The sequence below is a fragment of the Actinosynnema sp. NPDC023658 genome, assembly GCF_040639995.1.
Taxonomy (GTDB): Bacteria; Actinomycetota; Actinomycetes; order Mycobacteriales; family Pseudonocardiaceae; genus Actinosynnema.
In genome coordinates this window covers 1-2,070 of the sequence record NZ_JBFAAX010000950.1, presented here as the reverse complement: position 1 = coordinate 2,070, position 2,070 = coordinate 1, and the positions used below count along the sequence as shown (strand labels likewise).

The window sequence follows — 2,070 nt, the reverse complement described above, 5'->3', positions numbered from 1 at the left end:
CCACCGCGCGGGGCGCGGTCGGCCCGGACAGCGTCACGCGGTCACCCGCCCAGGGTCCACTGCTGGTTCGCACCGCCGTGGCACGACCAGAGGATCAGCTTCGTGCCGACGGCTGTCCCGCCGTCGGCGGCGTCCAGGCACAGGCCGGACTGGACACCGGTGACGGTGCCGTTCGAGTTGACGTTCCACTGCTGGTTCACCTGGCCGTTGCAGTCCCAGATGATCACCCGGGTGCCGTTCGCGGTGCCCTGGCCGTTGGCGTCCAGGCACTTGCCGCCGTAGACCCGGAGCTCCTTGCCGGAGGTGGGGGTCCAGCGCTGCCCGTCGACGTTCCGGCAGTCCGCCAGTTGGACCTGGGTCCCGTTGGCGGTGGAGCCGTTGGGCACCTCGGCGCACCGACCCGACTGGGCTCCCACGAGCCGGCCCTGCTGCGGGCTGCCACCGGGCGGCGCGTACCCGGCGGCCGCGATGTCGGCCTGCACCGCCTCCTCGGTGGCGTTCGACGGGTAGCCGGAGGTCAGGACGCCCTCGTAGAAGGTGCCGGCCCCGGAAACGCTGTTGTCGCCGCCGATCCCGAGCAGGATCGCCCCCTGCTTCCTCATCGGGTTGTAGCCGTTGGGGCGCGGTCCGTCGAACACGGTCGACAGCCCGGGCGCCTGCGCGTTCCCGCTGCGGATGGCCCAGTGGTTCGGCTCGCCCTTCACGATGGCCGTCACGAAGCGGTGGTTGATCGTCGGGTTCCGGTTGTACCCGGCGTTGACCCCGGAGAACAGGCCCCACTCCAGGTCCGCCATGACCCAGGGACCCGTGCCGTCCCCGTAGCCCCACTGCCGGTCGGAGCCGAAGTAGACGGTTTCCATGATGGCGGGGGTGTCTGCCTTGTTGTTCGTCTGCGCGTTGCCGTAGTCGAAGCAGCACCAGTTGTTGTGGTGCAGGCCGTCGACGACGGCGTAGATGCCCTCCGGTTGGTCGCCGGTCGCGACGCCGCTGGTGCTGTTGTTGCGGTAACCGGTGCCCGGTGAGATGTAGACGCCGTACGCCTTGTTCCCGCCGACGGTGACCGGGGCCGCCGTCGCGTTGGCGAGGTTGTCCCACCCGCCGGGCGCGGGACCGGGCCAGGTGCCCGGAGGTGCCTGCGTGAGGTGGTTGCCCCGGCCCGACTGGTCGTAGATGACGCTGATGAGGCAGGTCGTGGCGGCGCAGAACGAGTCCTGGGCCGCCGCGTCGGCCACGCCGCCCGCGCTGAGCACGCCGACGTTCCGCGTGGCGTTGTCGGACGATCGCTCGACCTGGTAGAGCGGACCGCTGTAGGTGCCGTAGAGCGCCCGGGTGGTGCTGTGCGCGGCCACGCACGGCGTGCCGCCGGCGGCGTAGATGTCGCACGGTCCCTGCGTGGCGGCCTGCGACGTGCCGACGCCCACCGCGAGGCTCGCGGCGAGGACGCCCGTCGCGGCGACCGCCAGGGTGAGTGCCCGCCGACGACGATGTCCGGGCTGTGCTGCCATGTCGACCTCTTCCGTTGCGTTGGGTGGTCGCCGGCCGGGCGCGACTCACCCGCGCGCCGGGCCGGGGCGCGCGAGTGGGGGCTGACCGTTCTGTCGGCGGCCGTGGGTGACCGCGCCGATGCAGTTGCCGGCGGTGCAGAAGACGGTGAAGATGTGAGCGCTAACATAGCGCGCGGCCTCCCGTACCGCAATGGTTGTCCTCACCCTCGGTCCGCATTCCACTACGATGTGTGCTTTTGTCGGTGCTGTCGCTTTTGGCGGCGAACGGGTGGATCCGGCCGGGTCCGGTTCCCGGCTGGGCCGTGACGGGTGGTGTCGTGGACTTCAGCGGCCCTGTCCTCGCTCCTCGTCCTCCGTTGTGCTGCGTTGTGCTGTTCTCCGTCGTGCGGTGCAGGTGTCGGTGAGGTCGAACGTGATCGTCGGCGGTGTCAGCCGCCGGACCGTGATCCGGACGTCGTGGACGACGGCGGTCGCTCCGGGCACCGGTGCCAGGGCGGCCTCGAACGACACGGACGGCGAGTCGTCCCGCTGGGAGTGCACGACGACCGCCGCGCGGAGGTCGACG

At 71.2% G+C, this 2,070-nt stretch carries 2 protein-coding genes; both read right to left on the bottom strand.

All coding sequences use genetic code 11. From position 1 onward, the window contains the following. Positions 1-41: 41 nt before the first annotated feature. The gene (locus AB0G02_RS36805) at positions 42-1,505 is read right to left on the bottom strand and encodes an arabinofuranosidase catalytic domain-containing protein (protein ID WP_360804100.1); all 1,464 of its coding nucleotides are present in this window, start codon (positions 1,503-1,505) and stop codon (positions 42-44) included. Positions 1,506-1,829: 324 nt separating this feature from the next. Beyond that, positions 1,830-2,070, bottom strand: a 241-nt coding sequence (locus tag AB0G02_RS36800) for a hypothetical protein (protein WP_360804097.1), incomplete at its 5' end; no start/stop codon positions are given.